The 23,444-nt window shown below is 49.8% G+C and carries 23 protein-coding genes and 1 tRNA gene; 14 read left to right on the plus strand and 10 right to left on the minus strand.

Annotated features, from left to right (window positions below; translation table 11 throughout):
• Window positions 1-39: 39 nt before the first annotated feature.
• The 3 genes from xylB to yiaA all read left to right on the plus strand — a co-directional run bounded on the left by xylB (window position 40) and on the right by yiaA (window position 2,487).
• A complete protein-coding gene (gene xylB / locus ACU8XX_RS00755) occupies window positions 40-1,494 on the plus strand; it encodes a xylulokinase (protein ID WP_000275381.1) in 1,455 nt (484 codons plus the stop codon).
• 168 nt (window positions 1,495-1,662) lie between these two features.
• Window positions 1,663-2,004, plus strand: a complete 342-nt coding sequence (yiaB, locus tag ACU8XX_RS00760; RefSeq protein ID WP_001295228.1) for an inner membrane protein YiaB — start codon at window positions 1,663-1,665, stop codon at window positions 2,002-2,004.
• 45 nt (window positions 2,005-2,049) lie between these two features.
• The gene (gene yiaA / locus ACU8XX_RS00765; protein ID WP_097466713.1) at window positions 2,050-2,487 is read left to right on the plus strand and encodes an inner membrane protein YiaA; all 438 of its coding nucleotides are present in this window, start codon (window positions 2,050-2,052) and stop codon (window positions 2,485-2,487) included.
• A 41-nt stretch (window positions 2,488-2,528) separates the two neighbouring features.
• Here yiaA and wecH read toward each other — a convergent pair whose 3' ends face one another.
• Window positions 2,529-3,524 (minus strand): O-acetyltransferase WecH, encoded by a 996-nt coding sequence (gene wecH, locus ACU8XX_RS00770; protein WP_001182642.1) that lies wholly within the window; start codon window positions 3,522-3,524, stop codon window positions 2,529-2,531.
• 174 nt (window positions 3,525-3,698) lie between these two features.
• On the opposite strand from wecH, the gene ACU8XX_RS00775 reads away from it, so the two are divergent.
• From ACU8XX_RS00775 to glyS, 3 genes are all read left to right on the plus strand, one after another.
• Window positions 3,699-3,998 carry a YsaB family lipoprotein gene (locus ACU8XX_RS00775; RefSeq protein WP_000980109.1) on the plus strand — a complete coding sequence of 100 codons (300 nt, stop codon included), beginning with the start codon at window positions 3,699-3,701 and terminating at the stop codon, window positions 3,996-3,998.
• Window positions 3,999-4,092: 94 nt separating this feature from the next.
• Window positions 4,093-5,004, plus strand: coding sequence for a glycine--tRNA ligase subunit alpha (gene glyQ / locus ACU8XX_RS00780; RefSeq protein ID WP_001168544.1), 912 nt, complete (start codon window positions 4,093-4,095; stop codon window positions 5,002-5,004).
• Between the two features lie 9 nt (window positions 5,005-5,013).
• Entirely contained in the window at window positions 5,014-7,083 is a 2,070-nt protein-coding gene (glyS, locus tag ACU8XX_RS00785) for a glycine--tRNA ligase subunit beta (RefSeq protein ID WP_001291772.1), read from the plus strand.
• Window positions 7,084-7,361: 278 nt separating this feature from the next.
• On the opposite strand, the gene ACU8XX_RS00790 is transcribed toward glyS, so the two are convergent.
• Window positions 7,362-8,731, minus strand: a protein-coding gene (locus tag ACU8XX_RS00790) for an IS3-like element IS150 family transposase (protein WP_089584753.1) whose coding sequence is annotated in 2 segments (ribosomal slippage) — window positions 7,362-8,251 and window positions 8,251-8,731 — 1,371 coding nt in all. Because the reading frame shifts where the segments join, the coding sequence is not laid out codon by codon here.
• A gap of 79 nt (window positions 8,732-8,810) precedes the next feature.
• Between ACU8XX_RS00790 and hokA the strand changes: the two genes are divergently transcribed.
• Window positions 8,811-8,963 carry a type I toxin-antitoxin system toxin HokA gene (gene hokA / locus ACU8XX_RS00795; RefSeq protein ID WP_001135732.1) on the plus strand — a complete coding sequence of 51 codons (153 nt, stop codon included), beginning with the start codon at window positions 8,811-8,813 and terminating at the stop codon, window positions 8,961-8,963.
• Here hokA and ysaE read toward each other — a convergent pair.
• From ysaE to ACU8XX_RS00810, 3 genes are all read right to left on the minus strand, one after another.
• Entirely contained in the window at window positions 8,940-9,011 is a 72-nt protein-coding gene (gene ysaE, locus ACU8XX_RS00800) for a protein YsaE (RefSeq protein ID WP_211180513.1), read from the minus strand. The genes hokA and ysaE overlap by 24 nt on opposite strands.
• A 138-nt stretch (window positions 9,012-9,149) precedes the next feature.
• Window positions 9,150-9,362: a transcription antiterminator/RNA stability regulator CspE gene (cspE, locus tag ACU8XX_RS00805; RefSeq protein ID WP_000014594.1), complete on the minus strand. Its 213-nt coding sequence runs from the start codon at window positions 9,360-9,362 to the stop codon at window positions 9,150-9,152.
• Between the two features lie 280 nt (window positions 9,363-9,642).
• The gene (locus ACU8XX_RS00810) at window positions 9,643-9,933 is read right to left on the minus strand and encodes an HTH-type transcriptional regulator (protein WP_000455798.1); all 291 of its coding nucleotides are present in this window, start codon (window positions 9,931-9,933) and stop codon (window positions 9,643-9,645) included.
• A gap of 433 nt (window positions 9,934-10,366) precedes the next feature.
• Here ACU8XX_RS00810 and ACU8XX_RS00815 point away from each other — a divergent pair, with 433 nt between their 5' ends.
• Window positions 10,367-11,077, plus strand: a complete 711-nt coding sequence (locus ACU8XX_RS00815) for a DUF3053 domain-containing protein (protein ID WP_000190516.1) — start codon at window positions 10,367-10,369, stop codon at window positions 11,075-11,077.
• Between the two features lie 49 nt (window positions 11,078-11,126).
• Here ACU8XX_RS00815 and ghrB read toward each other — a convergent pair whose 3' ends face one another.
• Together ghrB and ACU8XX_RS00825 are read right to left on the minus strand one after the other, a co-directional pair.
• Complete coding sequence (gene ghrB, locus ACU8XX_RS00820; protein ID WP_000805027.1) at window positions 11,127-12,101, minus strand: glyoxylate/hydroxypyruvate reductase GhrB; 975 nt, start codon at window positions 12,099-12,101, stop codon at window positions 11,127-11,129.
• Window positions 12,102-12,204: 103 nt separating this feature from the next.
• The gene (locus ACU8XX_RS00825; protein ID WP_000747625.1) at window positions 12,205-12,864 is read right to left on the minus strand and encodes an OmpA family lipoprotein; all 660 of its coding nucleotides are present in this window, start codon (window positions 12,862-12,864) and stop codon (window positions 12,205-12,207) included.
• 152 nt (window positions 12,865-13,016) lie between these two features.
• On the opposite strand from ACU8XX_RS00825, the gene bisC reads away from it, so the two are divergent.
• Window positions 13,017-15,350, plus strand: a complete 2,334-nt coding sequence (gene bisC, locus ACU8XX_RS00830; protein ID WP_240765329.1) for a biotin sulfoxide reductase — start codon at window positions 13,017-13,019, stop codon at window positions 15,348-15,350.
• Here bisC and ACU8XX_RS00835 read toward each other — a convergent pair.
• A complete protein-coding gene (locus ACU8XX_RS00835; RefSeq protein WP_000617478.1) occupies window positions 15,319-15,759 on the minus strand; it encodes an N-acetyltransferase in 441 nt (146 codons plus the stop codon). The genes bisC and ACU8XX_RS00835 overlap by 32 nt on opposite strands.
• The gene (gene tag, locus ACU8XX_RS00840; protein WP_181029934.1) at window positions 15,756-16,319 is read right to left on the minus strand and encodes a DNA-3-methyladenine glycosylase I; all 564 of its coding nucleotides are present in this window, start codon (window positions 16,317-16,319) and stop codon (window positions 15,756-15,758) included. The genes ACU8XX_RS00835 and tag overlap by 4 nt, the downstream gene beginning before the upstream one ends.
• A 157-nt stretch (window positions 16,320-16,476) precedes the next feature.
• Between tag and ACU8XX_RS00845 the strand changes: the two genes are divergently transcribed.
• The 5 genes from ACU8XX_RS00845 to dppA all read left to right on the plus strand — a co-directional run bounded on the left by ACU8XX_RS00845 (window position 16,477) and on the right by dppA (window position 23,145).
• A complete protein-coding gene (locus ACU8XX_RS00845) occupies window positions 16,477-17,175 on the plus strand; it encodes an autotransporter outer membrane beta-barrel domain-containing protein (protein ID WP_001299523.1) in 699 nt (232 codons plus the stop codon).
• A 228-nt stretch (window positions 17,176-17,403) separates the two neighbouring features.
• A complete protein-coding gene (locus tag ACU8XX_RS00850) occupies window positions 17,404-18,612 on the plus strand; it encodes an L-lactate MFS transporter (protein ID WP_016241697.1) in 1,209 nt (402 codons plus the stop codon).
• Between the two features lie 323 nt (window positions 18,613-18,935).
• Window positions 18,936-20,627 (plus strand): kdo(2)-lipid A phosphoethanolamine 7''-transferase, encoded by a 1,692-nt coding sequence (gene eptB, locus ACU8XX_RS00855; RefSeq protein ID WP_001269197.1) that lies wholly within the window; start codon window positions 18,936-18,938, stop codon window positions 20,625-20,627.
• Between the two features lie 91 nt (window positions 20,628-20,718).
• Window positions 20,719-20,795, plus strand: a tRNA-Pro gene (locus ACU8XX_RS00860).
• Window positions 20,796-21,537: 742 nt separating this feature from the next.
• Window positions 21,538-23,145 carry a dipeptide ABC transporter substrate-binding protein DppA gene (gene dppA, locus ACU8XX_RS00865; RefSeq protein ID WP_001222883.1) on the plus strand — a complete coding sequence of 536 codons (1,608 nt, stop codon included), beginning with the start codon at window positions 21,538-21,540 and terminating at the stop codon, window positions 23,143-23,145.
• Between the two features lie 62 nt (window positions 23,146-23,207).
• On the opposite strand, the gene ACU8XX_RS00870 is transcribed toward dppA, so the two are convergent.
• Window positions 23,208-23,435, minus strand: coding sequence for a hypothetical protein (locus ACU8XX_RS00870; protein ID WP_001300936.1), 228 nt, complete (start codon window positions 23,433-23,435; stop codon window positions 23,208-23,210).
• Window positions 23,436-23,444: the final 9 nt, after the last annotated feature.

Consider the following 23,444-nt stretch of genomic DNA (forward strand, 5'->3'; position numbering starts at 1 on the left):
CGGTAGCGATACCGGGCATTTTTTTAAGGAACGATCGATATGTATATCGGGATAGATCTTGGCACCTCGGGCGTAAAAGTTATTTTGCTCAACGAGCAGGGTGAGGTGGTTGCTTCGCAAACGGAAAAGCTGACCGTTTCGCGCCCGCATCCACTCTGGTCGGAACAAGACCCGGAACAGTGGTGGCAGGCAACTGATCGCGCAATGAAAGCTCTGGGCGATCAGCATTCTCTGCAGGACGTTAAAGCATTGGGTATTGCCGGCCAGATGCATGGAGCAACCTTACTGGATGCTCAACAACGGGTATTGCGCCCTGCCATTTTGTGGAACGACGGGCGCTGTGCGCAAGAGTGCACTTTGCTGGAAGCGAGAGTTCCGCAATCACGAGTGATTACCGGCAACCTGATGATGCCCGGATTTACTGCGCCTAAATTGCTATGGGTTCAGCGGCATGAGCCGGAGATATTCCGTCAAATCGACAAAGTATTATTACCGAAAGATTACTTGCGTCTGCGTATGACGGGGGAGTTTGCCAGCGATATGTCTGACGCAGCTGGCACCATGTGGCTGGATGTCGCAAAGCGTGACTGGAGTGACGTCATGCTGCAGGCTTGCGACTTATCTCGTGACCAGATGCCCGCATTATACGAAGGCAGCGAAATTACTGGTGCTTTGTTACCTGAAGTTGCGAAAGCGTGGGGTATGGCGACGGTGCCAGTTGTCGCAGGCGGTGGCGACAATGCAGCTGGTGCAGTTGGTGTGGGAATGGTTGATGCTAATCAGGCAATGTTATCGCTGGGGACGTCGGGGGTCTATTTTGCTGTCAGCGAAGGGTTCTTAAGCAAGCCAGAAAGCGCCGTACATAGCTTTTGCCATGCGCTACCGCAACGTTGGCATTTAATGTCTGTGATGCTGAGTGCAGCGTCGTGTCTGGATTGGGCCGCGAAATTAACCGGCCTGAGCAATGTCCCAGCTTTAATCGCTGCAGCTCAACAGGCTGATGAAAGTGCCGAGCCAGTTTGGTTTCTGCCTTATCTTTCCGGCGAGCGTACGCCACACAATAATCCCCAGGCGAAGGGGGTTTTCTTTGGTTTGACTCATCAACATGGCCCCAATGAACTGGCGCGAGCAGTGCTGGAAGGCGTGGGTTATGCGCTGGCAGATGGCATGGATGTCGTGCATGCCTGCGGTATTAAACCGCAAAGTGTTACGTTGATTGGGGGCGGGGCGCGTAGTGAGTACTGGCGTCAGATGCTGGCGGATATCAGCGGTCAGCAGCTCGATTACCGTACGGGGGGGGATGTGGGGCCAGCACTGGGCGCAGCAAGGCTGGCGCAGATCGCGGCGAATCCAGAGAAATCGCTCATTGAATTGTTGCCGCAACTACCGTTAGAACAGTCGCATCTACCAGATGCGCAGCGTTATGCCGCTTATCAGCCACGACGAGAAACGTTCCGTCGCCTCTATCAGCAACTTCTGCCATTAATGGCGTAAACGTTATCCCCTGCCTGACCGGGTGGGGGATAATTCACATCTATATATCTCAGTAATTAATTAATATTTAGTATGAATTTATTCTGAAAATCATTTGTTAATGGCATTTTTCAGTTTTGTCTTTCGTTGGTTACTCGTAATGTATCGCTGGTAGATATGGAGATCGTTATGAAAACCTCAAAGACTGTGGCAAAACTATTATTTGTTGTCGGGGCGCTGGTTTATCTGGTTGGGCTATGGATCTCATGCCCATTGTTAAGTGGAAAAGGCTATTTTCTTGGCGTGTTAATGACAGCAACTTTTGGCAACTATGCATATCTTCGCGCAGAAAAACTCGGGCAACTGGATGATTTTTTTACCCATATCTGCCAGTTAGTTGCGTTAATCACTATCGGTCTCTTGTTTATCGGTGTTTTAAACGCACCTATCAATACTTATGAAATGGTGATCTATCCCATCGCCTTTTTTGTCTGCTTGTTTGGTCAAATGCGTTTGTTTCGCTCGGCATGAGCAACATAAAGCTCTTACATATTCAGGAATGAAAGGAATACTGTGATGGACAACAAAATATCAACCTATTCACCGGCCTTTAGTATTGTGTCATGGATAGCTCTCGTTGGTGGTATCGTTACCTATCTGTTAGGGCTATGGAATGCAGAGATGCAGTTAAATGAAAAAGGATATTATTTTGCCGTACTGGTATTAGGACTGTTTTCTGCGGCGTCTTATCAAAAGACCGTTCGGGACAAGTATGAAGGCATACCGACCACTTCCATTTATTATATGACCTGCCTGACTGTCTTTATTATCTCTGTTGCATTACTGATGGTAGGTCTGTGGAATGCGGCATTATTACTCAGCGAAAAAGGTTTTTATGGACTGGCTTTCTTCTTAAGCTTGTTTGGTGCAGTAGCGGTGCAGAAAAATATTCGTGATGCCGGAATAAACCCACCAAAAGAAACACAGGTTACCCAGGAAGAATACAGCGAATAACTCACGTAAGCCCGGTCAGTCCAATGTGACCGGGCTTTTACTTAACTCACTAATCTGTTTCTGTCGATTCGTTGTACCAGCATAGAAAGTAACAAACTCGCTGCCAACGTCGCGCAAAAGATCCAAATAATATCCAGTATTGGCCAATTTTTAAGCTCAATTCCCCGGGTGCGCAGCGCATGGATAATCAAGGCGTGGAATCCGTATATACCCAACGAATGGCGTGAGATTAAGCCAAGTCCGCGAATGGTACGCGTATCCAGCGTGTTTTTAATCAGAGTCAATAGCGCGATTGCGCAGATAAAAACCATCGGCCCACAGTAAAGATACCAGGTATCGGCAAAATTTCCGCGCCACTGCAATTCATATAATGTCCCGCGAGAGATAATAAAAACCCCCGTCACAAACAGTACTGCGCTCACCCACGACAGTGCTTTATGCTGCGTGTCCATCATCCCTATAGCGCGGCCCAACATGCCATACAGAATGTAGTAAAAAGTATCGCCATTGATATATAAGTTAATTGGCAGCCATTCAAAACCGTCGATTTTCTGCGGCACGGTGTTTGGGTTAGCGATGATACCAATCACTACCATTAGTACCAGCAACATTTTTCCGCCGACGTTCTTCACCTGAATCAGCGGTGAAACCAGATAAATCACCGCAATCGCGAAGAAAAACCATAAGTGGTAAAACACTGGCTTTTGCAGCAGGTTTTTCAGCGCTAACTCCACATTGATGGAGGTAAATAGTGCAATGTAGAGCAGCGCGATTGCGCTATAAAAAAACAGACATAAGCCGATACGCAAGAAATGGCGCGGCTGGGCGCTGCGTTCGCCAAAAAAGAGATAGCCGGATATCATGAAAAATAGCGGCACGCTGACACGAGAGGCAGAATTCAGAACATTGGCGATATCCCAGGTGACGGGGCTAACACTATGAGCATTGGTCACATACCAGGTAGTGGTGTGAATCATCACCACCATTAAACACGCTATCCCTCGCAGGTTATCAATCCAGTAAATTTTGGGCTGCATCTGTGTCTCTGTATCTGGTTAAAAAAAGTCTGACCGATAAATCATTCAGTTGGCACACTGGAATAATCTGAGTTTTATCACTACAGCTTATAGAGGCTTAAGGAAATTCGTAAGATATCAGCCACTATACCGATATAAATAATAAGACTCACCTGCAAACCAGACGGTAATTTAATGATGATGAACGCTTTCTTTCCGGCAATGGCGCTTATGGTGCTAGTGGGTTGTTCTACACCACCACCAGAACAGAAAGCTCAAAGGGTGAAAGTTGATCCCATTCGGTCATTGAATATGGAAGCGTTATGCAAGGATCAGGCGGCAAAACGTTATAACACCGGCGAGCAAAAAATCGACGTCACCGCCTTCGAACAGTTCCAGGGAAGCTATGAAATGCGCGGTTATACCTTCCGTAAAGAGCAGTTTGTCTGTTCTTTTGACGCGGATGGCCATTTTTTGCATCTTTCCATGCGTTAAGCCCTGCTTTTTCCCGTTTCGTACTGTATATCTTCCATCCAGCGGGTATACTGATCCCTTCCTTTAAATCCACACGTATCCAGCACGAAATAATATGCAAAAGTTTGATACCAGGACCTTCCAGGGCTTGATCCTGACCTTACAGGATTACTGGGCTCGCCAGGGCTGCACCATTGTTCAACCATTGGACATGGAAGTCGGCGCGGGAACCTCTCACCCAATGACCTGTCTGCGCGCGCTGGGGCCAGAACCGATGGCGGCTGCTTATGTTCAGCCTTCTCGTCGCCCGACCGATGGTCGCTACGGCGAAAACCCCAACCGTTTACAGCACTACTATCAGTTCCAGGTGGTCATTAAGCCATCGCCGGACAATATTCAGGAGCTGTACCTCGGTTCTCTGAAAGAGCTGGGCATGGACCCGACTATTCACGACATCCGTTTCGTGGAAGATAACTGGGAAAACCCGACGCTGGGTGCCTGGGGACTGGGCTGGGAAGTGTGGCTGAACGGCATGGAAGTGACGCAGTTCACTTACTTCCAGCAGGTTGGTGGTCTGGAGTGTAAACCGGTTACCGGCGAGATCACCTACGGTCTGGAACGTCTGGCCATGTACATTCAGGGCGTAGACAGCGTTTACGACCTGGTCTGGAGCGACGGCCCGCTGGGTAAAACCACCTACGGCGACGTGTTCCATCAGAACGAAGTGGAGCAGTCCACTTACAACTTCGAATACGCGGATGTGGACTTCCTGTTCACCTGCTTCGAGCAGTACGAGAAAGAAGCGCAGCAGCTGCTGGCGCTGGAAAATCCGCTGCCGCTGCCAGCCTACGAGCGTATTCTGAAAGCCGCCCACAGCTTCAACCTGCTGGATGCGCGTAAAGCCATCTCCGTCACCGAGCGTCAGCGCTACATTCTGCGCATTCGCACCCTGACCAAAGCAGTGGCAGAAGCATACTACGCTTCCCGTGAAGCCCTCGGCTTCCCGATGTGCAACAAAGATAAGTAAGAGGCGGCTATGTCTGAGAAAACTTTTCTGGTGGAAATCGGCACTGAAGAGCTGCCACCAAAAGCACTGCGCAGCCTGGCTGAGTCCTTTGCTGCGAACTTTACTGCGGAGCTGGATAACGCTGGCCTCGCACACGGCACCGTTCAATGGTTTGCTGCTCCGCGTCGTCTGGCGCTGAAAGTAGCTAACCTGGCGGAAGCGCAACCGGATCGTGAAATCGAAAAACGCGGCCCGGCGATTGCCCAGGCGTTCGACGCTGAAGGCAAACCGAGCAAAGCGGCAGAAGGTTGGGCGCGTGGTTGCGGTATTACCGTTGACCAGGCTGAGCGTCTGACTACCGATAAAGGCGAATGGCTGCTGTATCGCGCCCATGTGAAGGGCGAAAGCACCGAAGCACTGCTGCCGAATATGGTTGCGACTTCTCTGGCGAAACTGCCGATCCCGAAACTGATGCGTTGGGGCGCAAGCGACGTGCACTTCGTGCGTCCGGTGCACACCGTGACCCTGCTGCTGGGCGACAAAGTCATTCCGGCAACCATTCTGGGCATTCAGTCCGATCGCGTGATTCGCGGCCACCGCTTTATGGGCGAGCCGGAATTCACCATCGATAACGCCGATCAGTATCCGGAAATTCTGCGTGAGCGTGGGAAAGTCATCGCCGATTACGAAGAACGTAAGGCGAAGATTAAAGCCGATGCCGAAGAAGCAGCGCGTAAGATTGGCGGTAACGCTGACTTAAGCGAAAGCCTGCTGGAAGAAGTGGCTTCGCTGGTGGAGTGGCCGGTCGTTCTGACCGCAAAATTCGAAGAGAAATTCCTCGCGGTGCCGGCTGAAGCGCTGGTTTACACCATGAAAGGTGACCAGAAATACTTCCCGGTGTATGCGAACGACGGCAAACTGCTGCCGAACTTTATCTTCGTTGCCAACATCGAATCGAAAGATCCGCAGCAGATTATCTCCGGTAACGAGAAAGTCGTTCGTCCGCGTCTGGCGGATGCCGAGTTCTTCTTCAACACCGACCGTAAAAAACGTCTTGAAGATAACCTGCCGCGCCTGCAAACCGTGTTGTTCCAGCAACAGTTGGGGACGCTGCGCGACAAAACTGACCGCATCCAGGCGCTGGCTGGCTGGATTGCTGAACAGATTGGCGCTGACGTTAACCACGCTACCCGTGCGGGTCTGCTGTCTAAGTGCGACCTGATGACCAACATGGTCTTCGAGTTTACCGACACCCAGGGCGTTATGGGGATGCACTATGCGCGTCACGATGGCGAAGCGGAAGATGTCGCGGTGGCGCTGAATGAGCAGTATCAGCCGCGTTTTGCTGGTGATGACCTGCCGTCCAACCCAGTAGCTTGTGCGCTGGCGATTGCTGACAAGATGGATACCCTGGCGGGTATCTTCGGTATCGGTCAGCATCCGAAAGGCGACAAAGACCCGTTTGCGCTGCGTCGTGCCGCGCTTGGCGTGCTGCGAATTATCGTTGAGAAGAACCTCAACCTTGATCTGCAAACGCTGACCGAAGAAGCGGTGCGTCTGTATGGCGATAAGCTGACTAATGCCAACGTAGTTGATGATGTTATCGACTTTATGCTCGGTCGCTTCCGCGCCTGGTATCAGGACGAAGGTTATACCGTTGACACCATCCAGGCGGTACTGGCGCGTCGTCCGACTCGTCCGGCTGATTTCGATGCCCGTATGAAAGCGGTATCGCATTTCCGTACCCTGGATGCAGCTGCTGCACTGGCGGCGGCGAACAAACGTGTATCTAACATTCTGGCGAAATCTGACGAAGTGCTGAGCGACCGCGTGAATGCCTCTACCCTGAAAGAGCCGGAAGAAATCAAACTGGCGATGCAGGTTGTGGTGCTACGTGACAAGCTGGAGCCGTACTTTACGGAAGGTCGTTACCAGGATGCGCTGGTCGAACTGGCTGAGCTGCGTGAACCGGTTGATGCTTTCTTCGATAAAGTGATGGTCATGGTTGATGACAAAGAATTGCGTATCAACCGTCTGACCATGCTGGAGAAACTGCGCGAACTGTTCCTGCGCGTTGCGGATATTTCGCTGTTGCAATAATAACGCCGTTATTAAATAGCCTGCCATCTGGCAGGCTTTTTTTATCGCTAAATAATACAGCAACCTTTAATAATCTTCTGCTGAATAAAGATTATCTCATATATTAATTTTATGAGATTTTTTTAGGATTATATCAAGGAGAAGAAACAAACTTATTAAGCTAGAATAGCCACGGGTGCTTGAGACTGTTTGTCTCAGGTATTCACCGAAAGGCAGACAGAGAAAAGCCCCACCTGACTATAAATCAAAGTTTGTACTGACCCCAAAAAGTTGGACAGTTAAACACGAGGCATATAGGTCTGATTCCGATATTCAATTGGAGTCAGACCTTTTAATTTCAGGCTAATTCTTCTGCTGTTGTAGTATTCAATATATTCCGTAACAGCATCCTTCAGTTCGCTTATATTACTGAACTCATCAAGATAAAAACACTCCGACTTTAAGGTTCCAAAGAAACACTCCACCACAGCATTATCCAGACAATTGCCTTTTCTGGACATGCTTTGTTTAATACCATGTTCTTTAAGGATATTTTGATATCTTCTCATACGATACTGCCATCCCTGGTCAGAGTGCAGAACAGGATGCTCGTGAGGATTAAGCTTTTTGAATGCCTGATCGAGCATATTCTCAACCATGTTCATCACTGGTCTTTCCGAAAGGCTGTAAGAAATAACTTCGTTGTTGAAGAGATCTATTACTGGAGACAAATACAGCTTGCGCCCATTGACTGCAAATTCAGTAACATCGGTAACCCACTTCTCGTTTGGCCGCGTAGCCTTGAAATCTCTTTGGAGAACATTAGGGGCGGTTTGCCCTACCTCTCCTCTGTAAGAGCGGTATCGCTTGACCTTAATCGCTGCTTTAAGTGAGAGGGTTCCCATCAGGCGCTGAACAGCTTTATGGTTAATCTGTTTCCCTTCTCGATGAAGAGACAGCGTTACCCTACGGTATCCGTATCGGCCTCTATTCTCGTGATAAATCTCACTAATACGCTTTTTAACGTCCGCATACTTGTCAGGCTTGCTGAGAGCCTTTAGATGATAATAAAACGTACTGCGCGGTATCTCCGCAGCCCTGAGAAGCTCATCAAGAGGATAAAACTGCCTTAGCTCGTTGAGTACTTTCACTTTTTCGTGGGATGAGCTAAGGCTTTCAGCTTTTTTAGATACATAAGCCGCGTTTCAAGAAATCGAACTTGCCTTTCAAGATCCTCAATGCGTCGGTCTTTTGACAGCTCCAATGCTGATGCCGCTTTTTCTGGATCAACTGATATTGCAATGTTTCTTTTGGTGCCAATCTTGAGCGCGCGTAAACCAGCTTCTCCGCGCTCTTCATAGACCTTCAGCCACCTGGCTACAGAACCACTACCAGCAAGCATAAAGTGAGCAGCAGCCTGATTAAGGGACATGTGCTGCTCGATCACAGCTTTCACGACCTTAATACGCAACTCTGGATCAGCACTAACGCCTTTAGGTTTGTGAATTAAACCTTTTTCTCCATGTTTTTCATAGAGGGCAACCCATGTCCTGACCTGGGTTCGGGGGACACCAAAACGTGCCGAGATGATCCTGTAACCATCATCAGTTGTGAAGTAGTGATTCACGACTTCAAGGCGCTTTTCAAAAGGGTATTTTGGCTTTGACATATTAGGGGCTATTCCATTTCATCGTCCAACAAAATGGGTGCAGTACATACTCGTTGGAAATCAACACAGGAGGCTGGGAATGCCGCAGAAATATAGATTACTTTCTTTAATAGTGATTTGTTTCACGCTTTTATTTTTCACCTGGATGATAAGAGATTCACTGTGTGAATTGCATATTAAACAGGAGAGTTATGAGCTGGCGGCGTTTTTAGCCTGCAAATTGAAAGAGTAAGAGTCTTCGGCGGGAAATTATTCCCGCCTTACTTACGGCGTTGCGCATTCTCATTGCACCCAAATTTATTCTTCACAAAAATAATAATAGATTTTATTACGCGATCGATTATTTATTTCCTGAAAACAAATAAAAAAATCCCCGCCAAATGGCAGGGATCTTAGATTCTGTGCTTTTAAGCAGAGATTACAGGCTGGTTACGTTACCAGCTGCCGGGCCTTTAGCGCCGCTTTCGATGGTGAAGGACACTTTCTGACCTTCGTCCAGAGATTTGTAACCATCGTTCTGGATAGCAGAGAAGTGTACGAACACATCTTTAGAGCCATCGTCAGGAGTGATGAAGCCGAAGCCTTTGTCAGCGTTGAACCATTTTACGATACCAGTCATTTTACCGGACATAGTGTATTACCTTTAATAATTAAGTGTGCCTTTCGGCGATATGGCGTGCTTTACAGATTTTGAAGCGTTAAAGGAATGTGCACTACGAGGGGTATCAACGATAACTCTTGAAGGGACTTGCCTTACTACACTGCTTTAATGGTCTGTACGTCAAACCGTTGATGTGCATTAAGCCACGCATTGGCGGGTGATGCAACAATTATTTTTCATATTTATGATTAATCGGTTGGAAAACGGTCCTGTCATCAGGACCGTAAACAGCAATAAAGTGGATAAAAGTCTATTCCATCAACTGCTTACTTAATGCCGGGTTGGCTTGAATCAAACGCATCAATTTTAGTTCGGCACTTGAAGGCTTCACGCGTCTGGATTCCCATTCCTTTACCATGGCGACTGATACGCCCAAAACCCGGGCGAAATCATCGATTTTTAATCCTGTCCCTTTTCGTAACTGCTCAATTTCGGTACAGGACGTTGTTCTGTGCGTCAGGGTAATTTTCTGCGTTTCATCTTTAAAAACAATCTGTTCCAGGCTGCTCAACAGCTCATGCATTGGATCTTTATATTCCATTGAAAACTCCTCAAATCACACTGCGGGATCGTGAATTGCATCGAAGCTCATTAAGAATAGTCGGGAAAAGCAGACACAGCGGGGTGAAGTCAGGGCATGCTCTGGCTATGATTCGATTCAGCCCGTCATTTAGCGTGACTTATAGCCACCTAACGATCTGATAAATGCCGATATATCTCTTACCACTCCTGTTTTGTAAAGATTTCGAAAATCTAACCTTCTGCGAAGGCGTAAATCTCTGGCTACAAAAAAGGCAACGGCACTATCATTTTTTAACAATGAAACAACAAATTAACCTTGTTTCATTTTCTCCATGATTTTACCAGGAAGATTACGTAGAAAGGGTATCCTGCAAGCCTGTCCTGGACTATCCTTGTCACGTCAGACACGCGTGTGTCGTTGTGCGCTTTTTTTGGGTGAAAGGAGTAAGAAAATGGCGACAGGAAAGTCCTGCTCTCGCTGGTTTGCGCCTCTTGCGGCGTTATTAATGGTAGTTAGCCTGAGTGGGTGTTTTGATAAAGAAGGCGATCAGCGTAAAGCGTTTATCGACTTCCTGCAGAATACAGTGATGCGTAGCGGTGAACGTCTACCAACCCTGACTGCCGATCAGAAAAAACAGTTTGGTCCTTTTGTCTCTGATTACGCGATTCTGTATGGTTATTCTCAGCAGGTGAATCAGGCGATGGATTCCGGTCTGCGCCCGGTTGTAGACAGCGTTAACGCAATTCGCGTACCGCAGGATTACGTTACGCAAAGCGGTCCGCTGCGTGAAATGAACGGTTCGCTGGGTGTGCTGGCGCAACAACTGCAAAATGCGAAGTTGCAGGCCGATGCTGCGCACTCTGCGCTAAAACAGAGCGATGATTTGAAACCGGTCTTTGATCAGGCATTCACCAAAGTGGTAACGACGCCAGCTGATGCATTGCAACCGTTGATTCCGGCGGCACAAACTTTCACGCAACAACTGGTGATGGTTGGAGACTACATTGCTCAGCAAGGTACTCAGGTGAGCTTTGTCGCAAATGGCATCCAGTTCCCGACTTCACAGCAGGCAAGTGAATATAACAAACTGATTGCGCCATTACCGGCACAGCATCAGGCGTTTAATCAGGCCTGGACTACAGCAGTTACTGCAACCCAATAAAGAGTAAAAGCCCGAGCGATTATCGGGCTTTACTCTACGCAGTCGCGGCTTAGTCCGCGACGTGCGGATTCACACAGTTCTTCTCAACCTTTCCTTGTAACGCATCAATCAAATTATCCACGGCACAGGCGGCCATGCCATAACGCGTCTCATGGGTGGCAGATCCAATATGCGGTACTGCGACGACGTTGGCCATTGAGAGCAACGGCGAATCTACGGACAGTGGCTCTTGTTCGAAGACATCCAGCCCGGCAGCGTGAATTTCGCCTTTCTGCAATGCTGCGATCAGTGCATTTTCGTCAACCACCGGGCCACGTCCGGCATTAATGAAAATGGCGGAGGATTTCATTTTGGCGAATTGTTCTGCGCCAAACAGATGATGCGTCTCATCAGTTAACGGCAGGATCAGGCAAACGAAATCTGACTCTTGTAACAGAGTATCCAAATCGCAGTAGCGGGCGTTGAAGCGTTCTTCTGCTTCTTTATGGTGGCGGCGCGCGTTATAGAGGATGGGCATGTTGAAGCCAAAGTGCGCACGTTGTGCCAGCGCCATGCCGATCCGTCCCATCCCGACAATGCCCAGTGTTTTATGGTGAACGTCAGTGCCGTACCAGTCCGGGCCTATGCTCGCGGTCCATTCGCCTGCTTTTACCCGTTCTGCTACCTCCACAACCCGACGAGCGGTAGACAACACCAGCGCCATCAGCGTATCGGCGACGGTTTCTGTTAATACGGTTGGCGTGTGCATCAGCAGAATTTTTCGGGCGGTAAGCGCATCGACATCAAAATTGTCATAGCCGACGGAGATCGTTGATGTGGCACGCAGTTTCGGCATTTTTTCCAGCAATGCGGCATCAACATTCTCGTTTGAACCCAGTAAACCTTCAGCTTCGGCAAAAATTGCTGCATTTTGTTCGACGGTTTGTGGGCTGAGGTTTGCCACCTGGTGAACGGTGAAATGCTCTTGCAGGCGTTGCAGTAAATCATCAGGTAAGGCTTTGTAGAGGATAACGGACGGCTTCATGCTTCTCTCCATTCACTGATAAGGCGATCACCTTAGCCTGAAATATGATGAAGGAAAACTGAAGAATGCCAGGTGATTTCTGCATCACCTGGCATGAAAGGGATTACAGCGGGCTTAAGGTAATTTCTACACGGCGGTTTTGCGCCTTACCTTCTGCGGTGCTGTTGCTGGCGATTGGGTTAGCCGGGCCAAGGCCCTGAGTACGGATGCGGCTGGCGTCCACGCCCTGGGTGATCAACGCGCTGGCAACGGAATCCGCACGCTGCTGGGAGAGACGCATGTTCAGGTCGTGACCCCCCGTGCTGTCGGTATAACCAATCACGTTAACCGCCGTTTTCGGATACTCTTTCAGCACCATTGCCACGCCGGTCAGGGTGTTAGCGCCTGCCGGTTTCAGAGTCGCGCTGCTGCTGTCGAAGGTCACATTGTTCGGCATATTGAGGATAATGTTATCCCCGCTGCGGGTTACGCTAACACCAGTGCCGCGCATTTTGTCGCGCAGCTTCGCTTCCTGCACATCCATGTAATAACCAACGCCGCCGCCCAGAGCTGCGCCTGCTGCTGCGCCAATCAGCGCGCCTTTACCGCGATCTTTCTTCGAAGAAGAGAGCGCACCAATACCCGCGCCCACGAGAGAGCCCAGACCTGCGCCGATAGCAGATTTACCTGCTTCGCGTTCGCCGGTGTAAGGGTTAGTTGTGCAGCCAGATACCGCCAGAGCGCCACTCACTACGGCGGCAATAAGATAAACACGTTTCTTCATTGTTAATCCTTAATAACCTTTTTATTCTTTGCCACGGGTTCCGTGGCGGGAGATTATGCCGCGTGAACATGAAGATTATTCCTGGGAATACTCGGAAATTTGTAAGTAATATTTAACTGCTCAATACATCTAACCTTTCAGGAGTCTTCGGTTTGACCAACTCATCCTCACGATATTCCGTTCTGACTGCCGCCCACTGGGGGCCCATGCTGGTTGAAACCGACGGCGAAACCGTGTTTAGCTCGCGTGGCGCGTTAGCCACAGGAATGGAAAACTCCTTGCAGAGCGCGGTTCGCGACCAGGTTCACAGCAATACGCGGGTACGATTTCCAATGGTGCGCAAAGGCTTTCTCGCGTCACCGGAAAACCCGCAAGGCATTCGTGGGCAGGATGAATTTGTTCGCGTGAGTTGGGATGAGGCGCTGGATCTTATTCACCAACAACATAAACGCATTCGTGAGGCTTATGGTCCGGCATCGATTTTTGCTGGTTCCTACGGCTGGCGTTCAAACGGCGTGCTGCATAAGGCCTCGACATTATTACAACGCTATATGGCGCTGGCAGGCGGTTATACCGGGCATCTGGGGGATTATTCGACCGGCGCGGCACAGGCGATCATGCCGTATGTCGTGGGTGGTAGCGAAGTTTATCAACAGCAGACCAGTTGGCCGCTGGTGCTGGAACATAGCGATGTCGTGGTGCTGTGGAGTGCTAATCCACTCAATACGCTGAAAATTGCGTGGAATGCATCCGATGAGCAGGGGCTTTCTTACTTTTCTGCACTGCGTGACAGTGGGAAAAAGCTGATCTGCATTGATCCAATGCGATCGGAAACCGTCGATTTCTTTGGCGATAAAATGGAGTGGGTGGCACCGCACATGGGCACCGATGTTGCGCTGATGCTGGGGATCGCCCATACGCTGGTGGAAAATGGTTGGCACGACGAAGCGTTTCTGGCGCGTTGCACCACAGGTTATGCCGTCTTCGCCTCTTATTTGCTGGGCGAGAGTGACGGAATAGCGAAAACCGCCGAATGGGCAGCAGAGATTTGTGGTGTTGGCGCAGCGAAAATCCGCGAGCTGGCGGCTATTTTCCACCAAAATACCACCATGCTGATGGCAGGCTGGGGAATGCAGCGCCAACAGTTTGGTGAGCAAAAACACTGGATGATCGTCACGCTGGCAGCAATGTTGGGGCAAATCGGCACACCCGGCGGCGGTTTTGGTCTTTCTTACCATTTTGCCAATGGTGGTAACCCCACGCGGCGTTCTGCGGTGCTCTCTTCCATGCAGGGCAGCTTGCCGGGTGGCTGCGATGCGGTAGATAAAATCCCTGTGGCCCGCATTGTTGAAGCACTGGAAAACCCTGGTGGCGCATATCAACACAACGGTATGGACCGACATTTTCCGGATATTCGTTTTATCTGGTGGGCGGGCGGTGCCAACTTTACTCATCATCAGGATACCAACCGCCTGATCCGTGCCTGGCAAAAACCGGAGCTGGTGGTGATCTCCGAATGTTTCTGGACGGCGGCGGCGAAACACGCGGATATCGTTCTGCCTGCGACCACCTCGTTTGAGCGTAATGATCTCACCATGACCGGCGATTACAGTAATCAGCATCTGGTGCCCATGAAGCAAGTGGTGCCGCCACGCTATGAAGCGCGTAATGATTTTGATGTTTTTGCCGAGTTAAGTGAACGCTGGGAGAAGGGCGGTTATGCACGTTTTACGGAAGGAAAAAGTGAGCTGCAATGGCTGGAAACGTTTTATAACGTTGCCCGACAGCGCGGGGCAAGCCAGCAGGTTGAATTGCCGCCATTTGCTGAGTTCTGGCAAGCCAACCAGTTAATTGAGATGCCGGAAAACCCGGACAGCGAGCGGTTTATTCGCTTCGCTGATTTTTGCCGCGATCCGCAGGCGCATCCATTAAAAACCGCCAGCGGTAAGATTGAAATCTTCTCGCAGCGTATTGCCGATTACGCTTATCCGGATTGCCCGGGGCATCCAATGTGGCTGGAGCCGGACGAATGGCAGGGCAATGCCGAACCAGAACAGTTGCAGGTACTTTCTGCCCATCCGGCGCACCGCCTGCACAGCCAGCTGAATTACAGTTCTCTGCGCGAATTGTACGCGGTAGCAAACCGTGAGCCTGTCACCATTCATTCTGACGATGCTCAGGCGCGCGGCATAACCGAAGGGGATATGGTGCGGGTGTGGAACTCCCGTGGGCAGATCCTTGCCGGAGCGGTCATTAGCGAGGGAATTAAACCTGGCGTGATTTGCATTCACGAAGGGGCATGGCCGGATCTGGATTTAACCGCTGACGGTATTTGTAAAAACGGCGCAGTGAACGTGCTGACCAAAGATCTCCCCAGCTCGCGGCTGGGGAATGGCTGTGCGGGTAATACGGCGCTGGCATGGCTGGAAAAATACAACGGTCCGGAACTGACACTTACAGCGTTTGAACCACCGGCCAGCTCATAATCCAGGTGGGTAGTTGGGTTTCATCCTGCCATGCGCAATCGACAATGTGAAAACCCTGCGCACGGTAAAAATCTATCGCCGGTTGATTTTTTTGATAAACCTCCAGCATCAGATGGGGATAGCGCTGCTGCACATACTGCATCAGCGCCTTACCAATACCGCGTCTGACGGCCTTCGGTGCGACAAACATTGCTGCCAGAAATCGGCCTTCCATAATGCTGACAAAACCGAGAAGCTTACCGTCCTCTTCCCAGACCCAGTTTTGCGCATTGGCAAGATAGGCATCCCGCACCAGCGGAATGCAGTCACGCCAGTAATTCGCTTTTATAAAGGGATGCCCCCAGGTTGTACTTTCCAGCCACAGTTCGAGGATCGCGGGGAGTTCTGAACGTTGCGCTTCCCGAATCATGGTTTATTTCCCGGATAGCAACAGCAGCCAACCACATGATCATTCACCAGCCCACATGCCTGCATAAAGGAGTAACAGATTGTGGTGCCGACAAACTTAAAACCACGTTTTTTCAGTACCTTAGATAGGGCGTCGGAGGCGGACGTAGATGTGGGAATTTCGCTCAACGTTGTGGCTTGTGTCACCTGTGGCTGATGATTTACAAACGACCAGACAAAGTCGGCAAACGGTTCGCCGTTCTGTTCCATTTGCAGGTACGCCCGCGCATTACCAATAATTGCCTGAATTTTCCCTCGATGGCGGATAATCCCGGCGTCCTGTACCAGTCTTTCGACATCCTCTTCCTGCATTGCGGCAACCTTCACCGGATCGAACTGATGAAAGCAGGCGCGATAGTTTTCGCGTTTTTTGAGGACGGTGATCCACGATAACCCAGCCTGCTGCCCTTCAAGGCAGATCATTTCGAACAGTTTTTTACTGTCAGTTTCAGGCACGCCCCACTCATTATCATGGTAGGCAATATAAAGCGGGTCCTGACTCACCCAGCCGCAACGTTCCATACTTTCCCTCGCTATGTACCCGATCGTAAAAATTTCAGCCGCTTTTCTTGACGCATCGGTGAAAAAGTCAATATTTAATACAGGGCTACTATGCCCGATATCCTTCATACAATGACAATAATATTGCCGAATTCGGCTCTTCCCTGGAGTCGTGTTAATGATCATAAAAAAAAGCGGTGGTCGCTGGCAGCTAAGCCTGCTGGCGAGCGTGGTAATCAGTGCCTTTTTTCTCAACACAGCTTACGCCTGGCAACAAGAATATATCGTTGATACGCAACCCGGACTTTCCACAGAGCGTTACACCTGGGATAGTGATCATCAACCTGATTACAACGATATTTTGTCGCAACGTATTCAAAGTAGCCAAAGGGCGCTGGGACTGGAAGTCAATCTGGCGGAAGAAACCCCTGTGGATGTGACCAGCAGTATGAGTATGGGCTGGAATTTTCCTTTATATGAACAGGTTACAACCGGCCCGGTCGCGGCATTACATTACGATGGCACAACCACCTCGATGTATAACGAGTTTGGCGACAGTACTACCACGCTGACCGATCCGTTATGGCATGCCAGCGTGAGTACCTTAGGCTGGCGTGTTGACTCCCGGCTTGGCGATCTCCGACCCTGGGCGCAAATCAGCTATAACCAGCAATTTGGCGAGAATATCTGGAAGGCGCAATCAGGCCTGAGCCGGATGACGGCGACAAACCAGAACGGCAACTGGCTGGATGTCACCGTAGGCGCTGATATGTTGCTCAATCAAAATATTGCCGCCTATGCCGCGCTAACTCAGGCAGAAAATACCACTAATAATAGCGACTATCTGTATACGATGGGGGTTAGCGCCAGATTTTAACGTAACAGTCACAATTGAAACCATTAAATAACAATAGTTGTGGCGATAGTGGGTGCTAACTTACCAAATAATAAATTTGGTGAATAATTGTCGCGTCATTCATTCCTGAACTAAGGCATTTCATTCCGTTCTGATGGCATTTCATGCCGTTTTTCCCCAGGCATAAAGTGCACTTCGTTATGGTTGTCGGCAGAGATTTTTCCTTTTTATTACTGCAGGAATACTGCCATGACACCTTCAAATTATCAGCGTACCCGCTGGCTGACACTCATCGGTACTATCATTACCCAGTTTGCGCTGGGGTCGGTTTATACCTGGAGCCTGTTTAATGGCGCGCTTTCCGCCAAGCTGGATGCGCCGGTAAGCCAGGTCGCTTTCTCTTTCGGCTTGTTAAGTCTGGGGCTGGCAATTTCGTCTTCTGTTGCGGGCAAATTACAGGAACGTTTTGGCGTTAAACGCGTCACCATGGCTTCCGGCATTTTGCTGGGATTAGGCTTCTTCCTGACAGCGCATTCTGACAACCTGATGATGCTGTGGTTAAGCGCCGGTGTGCTGGTGGGACTGGCAGATGGCGCGGGTTATCTGCTGACGCTCTCTAACTGTGTGAAGTGGTTCCCGGAGCGTAAAGGTCTGATCTCCGCGTTCGCTATCGGTTCTTATGGTCTGGGTAGCCTGGGTTTCAAATTTATCGACACGCAGCTGCTGGAAACGGTCGGTCTGGAAAAAACCTTTGTGATTTGGGGAGCGATTGCGCTGTTGATGATTGTTTTCGGCGCAACGTTAATGAAAGACGCACCAAAACAGGAAGTGAAAACCAGCAATGGTGTGGTGGAGAAAGATTACACGCTGGCAGAGTCGATGCGTAAACCGCAGTACTGGATGTTAGCGGTAATGTTCCTGACCGCCTGCATGAGCGGCCTGTACGTGATTGGGGTAGCGAAAGATATCGCCCAAAGTCTGGCACACCTTGATGTGGTTTCCGCAGCCAATGCAGTCACTGTTATTTCCATCGCCAACCTTTCAGGTCGTCTGGTGCTGGGTATTCTGTCTGACAAAATCGCCCGTATCCGTGTTATTACCATTGGTCAGGTGATATCGCTGGTGGGTATGGCGGTCCTGCTGTTTGCACCATTGAATGCAGTGACGTTCTTTGCAGCGATTGCCTGCGTGGCATTTAACTTTGGCGGCACTATTACCGTCTTTCCGTCACTGGTCAGTGAGTTCTTTGGCCTCAATAACCTGGCGAAAAACTACGGTGTGATTTATCTCGGTTTCGGTATCGGTAGCATTTGTGGTTCGATTATCGCCTCACTGTTTGGCGGCTTCTATGTGACCTTCTACGTGATTTTCGCCCTGCTGATTCTGTCATTGGCGCTTTCTACGACGATTCGTCAGCCAGAGCAGAAAATGTTGCGTGAGGCGCATGGCTCCCTTTAATGCTCAGCCGCGAGCTACTGGGCTTCAGCTTCCGTGTGCATCAAACGCATCAACGAAATGTATAAACAATGACTCGTAAAATTTGGGCCAATTAACTGGCCCTTTTTACTGCTTTTTGTAACGCTAAAGTCTCTTTTCAAACTTGCATTTTTGTAAATTTGTGCTTCATGCACACTCTTTCCCCACACTTTTTCCCTTTGCTGTGGTCTACTTATTCGCGCGTGTAGATTTTACTTATCTGACTACCTCCGCACTTTTTCCCTGCCGGGCCTGAAAAGCCACTAAGCAGGGTGTTATCACCTGTTTGTCCAGGGTTTGTTTGCATGAGATACATCAAATCGATTACACAGCAGAAGCTGAGCTTTTTGCTTGCAATCTATATTGGCCTTTTTATGAATGGCGCGGTTTTTTACCGCCGCTTCGGCAGCTATGCGCACGATTTTACCGTCTGGAAAGGCATTTCTGCTGTTGTTGAACTGGCCGCCACCGTACTGGTGACCTTCTTTTTACTACGTCTTCTTTCGCTGTTTGGCCGCCGCAGCTGGCGTATTCTGGCATCGCTGGTGGTGCTCTTTTCCGCAGGTGCCAGCTATTACATGACCTTCCTTAATGTGGTCATTGGTTATGGCATCATCGCTTCCGTCATGACCACCGATATCGACCTGTCAAAAGAAGTTGTTGGTCTGAACTTTATTCTCTGGTTAATCGCCGTTAGTGCATTGCCTCTTATCCTTATCTGGAATAACCGCTGTCGCTACACCTTGCTCCGACAACTGCGAACCCCAGGGCAGCGTATTCGCAGCCTGGCGGTCGTCGTACTGGCGGGTATTATGGTTTGGGCACCGATTCGTTTGCTGGATATCCAGCAGAAGAAAGTGGAGAGGGCGACCGGCGTTGATTTGCCGAGTTATGGCGGTGTCGTAGCGAACTCTTATCTGCCATCAAACTGGCTTTCTGCGTTGGGGCTGTATGCCTGGGCGCGGGTCGATGAATCTTCCGATAATAATTCATTGCTTAATCCGGCGAAGAAATTCACTTATCAGGCACCGCAAAACGTTGATGACACTTATGTCGTGTTTATCATCGGTGAAACCACGCGTTGGGACCATATGGGTATTTTCGGCTATGAGCGTAATACCACGCCGAAACTGGCCCAGGAGAAAAATCTGGCGGCGTTCCGTGGTTACTCCTGTGATACCGCAACCAAACTCTCACTGCGTTGCATGTTTGTACGTCAGGGGGGCGCGGAAGATAATCCGCAGCGCACATTAAAAGAACAGAACATTTTCGCGGTTCTGAAGCAGTTAGGATTCAGTTCTGACCTCTACGCTATGCAGAGCGAAATGTGGTTCTACAGCAACACGATGGCGGACAACATTGCTTATCGTGAGCAGATTGGTGCGGAGCCACGTAATCGTGGCAAGCCGGTAGATGATATGTTGCTGGTAGACGAAATGCAGCAATCGCTAGGGCGCAACCCGGATGGTAAGCATCTGATCATTCTGCATACCAAAGGTTCGCATTTTAACTACACCCAGCGTTATCCGCGTAGCTTCGCGCAGTGGAAGCCGGAATGTATTGGTGTTGATAGCGGCTGTACCAAAGCGCAGATGATCAACTCCTATGACAACTCGGTGACCTATGTGGATCACTTTATCTCCAGCGTGATTGATCAGGTTCGCGATAAGAAAGCGATTGTGTTCTACGCAGCTGACCACGGTGAGTCAATTAATGAACGCGAGCACCTGCACGGCACGCCGCGTGAACTGGCACCGCCGGAGCAGTTCCGCGTACCGATGATGGTCTGGATGTCAGATAAATATCTGGAAAATCCGGCCAATGCGCAGGCGTTTGCGCAGCTGAAAAAAGAAGCCGACATGAAAGTGCCACGCCGTCACGTAGAGCTGTACGATACCATCATGGGTTGTCTTGGCTATACTTCACCGGATGGTGGAATTAACGAAAACAACAACTGGTGTCACATCCCGCAGGCAAAAGAGGCAGCGGCTAACTAAGCGGCCTGCTGACTTTCTCGCCGATCAAAAGGCATTTTGCTATTAAGGGATTGACGAGGGCGTATCTGCGCAGTAAGATGCGCCCCGCATTCGGTGATTGGCGCAGCCTGGTAGCGCACTTCGTTCGGGACGAAGGGGTCGGAGGTTCGAATCCTCTATCACCGACCAAATTCGAAAAGCCTGCTCAACGAGCAGGCTTTTTTGCATCTGCAGCTCATGAGGATGAGAACCTCCGGGGGCAGGGAGGTTCGACTCGACGTAGGCCTGATAAGACGCGTCAGCGTCGCATCAGGCAAATGTGCCGGCCATTGTCGGATGCGGCGCGACCGCCTTATTCGACCTACACGACACACATTTCCCTGCCAAATTTGCGCCCCATATCTCACTATCCATTAACGGATTTGTGACAGAAACCATTGTCTTTTTTTATATTTGCTTAAATCTTTTTTTGCGTTACTTATGGCTGGCCCTGGCATTTTCCGCTGTGCGTTTTAGCGTTCATGGTATTAATCGCTCAGATATCCACCTTTTCCTCAGATTTTTTTCATTAAATGCATAAAACTTAATCACCAAATGTTGCTAAATATTAAGCTGATTGTTCTGGTCATGTTGGAGTAGCACAAATTTCTCTGCTGCAAATAGCTGTTTGAAGTTTTTTTAATCTTTGTTTGTGGATTCTCACCGTTGGTGTAAATCCCGGTTGGCTGTATTGACGTTTTCACATTCTGTTGACAGATTGTAGGTCACGAGGGGCATTTTATGGAGGATCCGCACTGTTACACTGATGTTAATTAGTACGGCATCCCCACCTCATAACGTTGACCCGACCGGGCAAAAAACAAAAAAGGTCAGGCAGCGACAACCCACTGCAAAGGGTTAAAACAACAAACATCACAATTGGAGCAGAATAATGCGTATTTCCTTGAAAAAGTCAGGGATGCTGAAGCTTGGTCTCAGCCTGGTGGCTATGACCGTCGCAGCAAGTGTTCAGGCTAAAACTCTGGTTTATTGCTCAGAAGGATCTCCGGAAGGGTTTAACCCGCAGCTGTTTACCTCCGGCACCACCTATGACGCCTCTTCCGTCCCGCTTTATAACCGTCTGGTTGAATTTAAAATCGGCACCACCGAAGTGATCCCGGGCCTCGCTGAAAAGTGGGAAGTCAGCGAAGACGGTAAAACCTATACCTTCCATCTGCGTAAAGGTGTGAAGTGGCACGACAATAAAGAATTCAAACCGACGCGTGAACTGAACGCCGATGATGTGGTGTTCTCGTTCGATCGTCAGAAAAACGCGCAAAACCCGTACCATAAAGTTTCTGGCGGCAGCTACGAATACTTCGAAGGCATGGGCTTGCCAGAGCTGATCAGTGAAGTGAAAAAGGTGGACGACAACACCGTTCAGTTTGTGCTGACTCGCCCGGAAGCGCCGTTCCTCGCTGACCTGGCAATGGACTTCGCCTCTATTCTGTCAAAAGAATATGCTGATGCGATGATGAAAGCCGGTACACCGGAAAAACTGGACCTCAACCCAATCGGAACCGGTCCGTTCCAGTTACAGCAGTATCAAAAAGATTCCCGTATCCGCTACAAAGCGTTTGATGGCTACTGGGGCACCAAACCGCAGATCGATACGCTGGTTTTCTCTATTACCCCTGACGCTTCCGTGCGTTACGCGAAATTGCAGAAGAATGAATGCCAGGTGATGCCGTACCCGAACCCGGCAGATATCGCTCGCATGAAGCAGGATAAATCCATCAATCTGATGGAAATGCCGGGGCTGAACGTCGGTTATCTCTCGTATAACGTGCAGAAAAAACCACTCGATGACGTGAAAGTTCGCCAGGCTCTGACCTACGCGGTGAACAAAGACGCGATCATCAAAGCGGTTTATCAGGGCGCGGGCGTATCAGCGAAAAACCTGATCCCGCCAACCATGTGGGGCTATAACGACGACGTTCAGGACTACACCTACGATCCTGAAAAAGCGAAAGCCTTGCTGAAAGAAGCGGGTCTGGAAAAAGGTTTCTCCATCGACCTGTGGGCGATGCCGGTACAACGTCCGTATAACCCGAACGCTCGCCGCATGGCGGAGATGATTCAGGCAGACTGGGCGAAAGTCGGCGTGCAGGCCAAAATTGTCACCTACGAATGGGGTGAGTACCTCAAGCGTGCGAAAGATGGCGAGCACCAGACGGTAATGATGGGCTGGACTGGCGATAACGGGGATCCGGATAACTTCTTCGCCACCCTGTTCAGCTGCGCCGCCTCTGAACAAGGCTCCAACTACTCAAAATGGTGCTACAAACCGTTTGAAGATCTGATTCAACCGGCGCGTGCTACCGACGACCACAATAAACGCGTTGAACTGTACAAACAAGCGCAGGTGGTGATGCACGATCAGGCTCCGGCACTGATCATCGCTCACTCCACCGTGTTTGAACCGGTACGTAAAGAAGTTAAAGGCTATGTGGTTGATCCATTAGGCAAACATCACTTCGAAAACGTCTCTATCGAATAATTAAAAGCCATACAAGACTGATGGCAAAGGCAAAAATGCCTGATGCGCTCCGCTTATCAGGCCTACGAAAATTCTGCAATGTATTGAATTTGCACGATTTTGTAGGCCGGATAAGGCGTTAACGCCGCATCCGGCATAAACAAAGCGCACTTTGTCAACAATCTGTATACCCGGTGGCGCTGTGCCTCTGCGTGCAGCGCCATCCGGCAGCAATACTTCATTCCCTGTCCGATAAGGGCGGGAATTGATTTGTGAGCAATACAGACACGCAGTTCCAGGCTGCGGGTCACTATAGAGAA

This window comes from Escherichia sp. MAL-1 (genome assembly GCF_052948035.1).

Coding starts and splice junctions, on each gene's coding strand:
- xylB (WP_000275381.1), top strand. CDS start 40: ATGTATATCGGGATAGATCTTGGCACCTCGGGCGTAAAAGTTATTTTG.
- yiaB (WP_001295228.1), top strand. CDS start 1,663: ATGAAAACCTCAAAGACTGTGGCAAAACTATTATTTGTTGTCGGGGCG.
- yiaA (WP_097466713.1), top strand. CDS start 2,050: ATGGACAACAAAATATCAACCTATTCACCGGCCTTTAGTATTGTGTCA.
- wecH (WP_001182642.1), bottom strand. CDS start 3,524: ATGCAGCCCAAAATTTACTGGATTGATAACCTGCGAGGGATAGCGTGT.
- ACU8XX_RS00775 (WP_000980109.1), top strand. CDS start 3,699: ATGATGATGAACGCTTTCTTTCCGGCAATGGCGCTTATGGTGCTAGTG.
- glyQ (WP_001168544.1), top strand. CDS start 4,093: ATGCAAAAGTTTGATACCAGGACCTTCCAGGGCTTGATCCTGACCTTA.
- glyS (WP_001291772.1), top strand. CDS start 5,014: ATGTCTGAGAAAACTTTTCTGGTGGAAATCGGCACTGAAGAGCTGCCA.
- hokA (WP_001135732.1), top strand. CDS start 8,811: ATGCCGCAGAAATATAGATTACTTTCTTTAATAGTGATTTGTTTCACG.
- cspE (WP_000014594.1), bottom strand. CDS start 9,362: ATGTCCGGTAAAATGACTGGTATCGTAAAATGGTTCAACGCTGACAAA.
- ACU8XX_RS00810 (WP_000455798.1), bottom strand. CDS start 9,933: ATGGAATATAAAGATCCAATGCATGAGCTGTTGAGCAGCCTGGAACAG.
- ACU8XX_RS00815 (WP_000190516.1), top strand. CDS start 10,367: ATGGCGACAGGAAAGTCCTGCTCTCGCTGGTTTGCGCCTCTTGCGGCG.
- ghrB (WP_000805027.1), bottom strand. CDS start 12,101: ATGAAGCCGTCCGTTATCCTCTACAAAGCCTTACCTGATGATTTACTG.
- ACU8XX_RS00825 (WP_000747625.1), bottom strand. CDS start 12,864: ATGAAGAAACGTGTTTATCTTATTGCCGCCGTAGTGAGTGGCGCTCTG.
- ACU8XX_RS00835 (WP_000617478.1), bottom strand. CDS start 15,759: ATGATTCGGGAAGCGCAACGTTCAGAACTCCCCGCGATCCTCGAACTG.
- tag (WP_181029934.1), bottom strand. CDS start 16,319: ATGGAACGTTGCGGCTGGGTGAGTCAGGACCCGCTTTATATTGCCTAC.
- ACU8XX_RS00845 (WP_001299523.1), top strand. CDS start 16,477: ATGATCATAAAAAAAAGCGGTGGTCGCTGGCAGCTAAGCCTGCTGGCG.
- ACU8XX_RS00850 (WP_016241697.1), top strand. CDS start 17,404: ATGACACCTTCAAATTATCAGCGTACCCGCTGGCTGACACTCATCGGT.
- eptB (WP_001269197.1), top strand. CDS start 18,936: ATGAGATACATCAAATCGATTACACAGCAGAAGCTGAGCTTTTTGCTT.
- dppA (WP_001222883.1), top strand. CDS start 21,538: ATGCGTATTTCCTTGAAAAAGTCAGGGATGCTGAAGCTTGGTCTCAGC.